We start from the raw sequence: 2,064 nt of genomic DNA, 5'->3' as shown, positions 1-2,064 counted from the left end.
CAGCACTTCCACCACGGCCGGCGCCACCAATGGCGCCAGCCGCTCGCGCCCCGCCAGCGGCGGCAGCCCGCCCAGCGCCACGACACCCGCCGGCCCACGCCGCTCCAGCGGCTTCGGCAGGTGCGGGTCGGCGATGTCCATGATGGCGGCGACGGCGCCGGCGTCCCACGCCCCCTTCAGGCGGCGGGCGACCTCGATCGCCTCGCGGACGCGTTGCACGTCGGACACCGCTTGCTCCCTCCGGGAATGCCCCAGCCCACGCTTTGCACTCTAACAGAAGCCCCGCGCCCTTGGGCAGGGAACCTTCCCGCCACGCACATGTTCTCGTTATGTTCCCATCAAGCACGGAGAACGGACATGAGCAAGACCGACACCGCCAGCCGCCGGCAGCCCAAGGCGGGCGAGGCCTTCTCCAACCGCGACAAGGCGCCCGAGGACTGGACCACCGGCGACGAGCCGATGACCGGCGCCCAAGCCTCCTACCTGAAGACGCTGAGCGAGGAGGCGGGCGAGCGCTTCGACCCCGACCTCACCAAGGCGGAGGCGTCCAAGCGCATCGACGCGCTGCAGGACAAGACCGGGCGGGGGCAATAGGCCCCCGCTTCCCCTTCCCCACCCTCAGTGCGGGGCCGCCAGCTTCAAGCCGCCAGCTTCAGACCGATGATGCCGGCAGCGATCAGGCCGATGCAGCCTAGCCGCACGGCGTCCGCCGGTTCCCCGTACAGCGCGATGCCGGCCAGTGCCGACCCCACCGTCCCGATGCCCGTCCACACCGCGTAGGCGGTGCCCAGCGGCAGTTCCTTCAGCGCCACGCCGAGCAGGCCGAGGCTGCCGACGATGGCGGCGACGGTCAGGATGGAGGGTACGGGGCGGGTGAAGCCGTCGGTGTGCTTGAGCCCGACGGCCCAGCCGATTTCCAGCAGCCCGGCGGCGAAAAGGGCGATCCAGGCCATGACAGACCTCCTGGTCCAGGGCCGGGTCGTCCCAAGGCAAGCTCCCCTGGCGAAGGCGGGGTCGTCCCCGCGGAAGCGCATGGCGTGAACGTAAGACCGCCCACGCGCTCCCGCAAGGGGGCGTCCCCCCTCACGCCGTCTCGCGCGCCGGCGTGGGAATGCCCGCCGCCTGCAGCACGTAATTCAGCAGGTCGCGGCCCATGTCGGTGACCACGGTGATCTTCGCCGGGTCGATGGGCACGTTGTTCAGGTATTGCAGGCGCAGCAAATCGCCCTCCTCCACCATCTCCGGGTAGAGGCCGCAGAACGAGAAGCCCAGCACCTCCAGCTGCGGCGCCATGATCTGCGTCGCCGGGTCGGACAGCGGCAGGTCCAGGTAGACGCAATCGACCCGCGACAGGCGCAGCTCGCGCAGCCGCACGCGCACGAGGTCGGGCAGGTCGCGCCCGCTCTTCACCACGCGCAGGACCGCCCAGTTGTAGTTGGCCCGCACCTGCACATCGACCTCCGACCGCTCCGGCAGCCGGGCGATCAGGTCGGGGTCGGCGCGCTCCACCGTGCGCTCCACGCCGGTCCAGGCGTAGATCCGCTCGATCATCGTGCGGTGGTGCAGCGGCGGGTAGATCGTGCGCTTCGGCTCCGCGTTCAGGCGGATGTAGAACAGCACGGCCGTCTGCCGCTCGGCCGCCGAATCCCCGCCGTCGCCGAACTTCTTGAAGGTCCGGTCGCCGGGGATGTAGGCCAGCAGGATGCCCGTCTCGCGCCCGCCGGACGCGAAGTTGGCCTTCTGCGAATAGGGGTGCAGTGTCACCGCCTCGCCGTACAGGCCCAGCAGTCGGTCGGCCTTGACGCGCTTGAATGCCTCCTCCTTCAGTCGCTCGAACAGCTTGCGTCCGCGGAAGCGCGGGTCGACGGCACCCATGGACACGTTGGCGACGCGCGCCTGCGGGCTGTCCTTCTTCAGGCCCTGGTGCCCGGCCACCTCGCCCTCCGGCGTCACGGCGACCAGCGAGAACAGCAGCCCCTTCTCGATCAGGTCGCGCACATGCTCGGGGAAATAGACGACCTCGTGGTAACTGTAGCCGTAGACGTGGTACATGCAGCGCGCCAG

General features: G+C 70.1%; 4 protein-coding genes. 1 reads left to right on the top strand and 3 read right to left on the bottom strand.

Annotated features, from left to right (window positions below; genetic code table 11):
- A partial coding sequence (locus VED21_RS19505) for a hypothetical protein (RefSeq protein WP_324885089.1) occupies nucleotides 1-228 on the bottom strand: 228 nt, incomplete at its 3' end.
- A gap of 129 nt (nucleotides 229-357) precedes the next feature.
- On the opposite strand from VED21_RS19505, the gene VED21_RS19500 reads away from it, so the two are divergent.
- A complete protein-coding gene (locus VED21_RS19500; protein ID WP_324885087.1) occupies nucleotides 358-594 on the top strand; it encodes a DUF3072 domain-containing protein in 237 nt (78 codons plus the stop codon).
- A 44-nt stretch (nucleotides 595-638) separates the two neighbouring features.
- Here the strand turns inward: VED21_RS19500 and sugE are convergent, their stop codons facing one another.
- Nucleotides 639-953 (bottom strand): quaternary ammonium compound efflux SMR transporter SugE, encoded by a 315-nt coding sequence (sugE, locus tag VED21_RS19495; RefSeq protein WP_324885085.1) that lies wholly within the window; start codon nucleotides 951-953, stop codon nucleotides 639-641.
- A gap of 130 nt (nucleotides 954-1,083) precedes the next feature.
- The coding region (locus tag VED21_RS19490; protein ID WP_324885083.1) for a GNAT family N-acetyltransferase at nucleotides 1,084-2,064 on the bottom strand (981 nt) is incomplete at its 5' end.

It is taken from the genome of Azospirillum sp. (assembly GCF_035627195.1).
Taxonomy (GTDB): Bacteria; Pseudomonadota; Alphaproteobacteria; order Azospirillales; family Azospirillaceae; genus Azospirillum.
The sequence above is the reverse complement of the archived record's forward strand: the minus strand, read 5'-3'. Positions and strand labels throughout refer to the sequence as shown.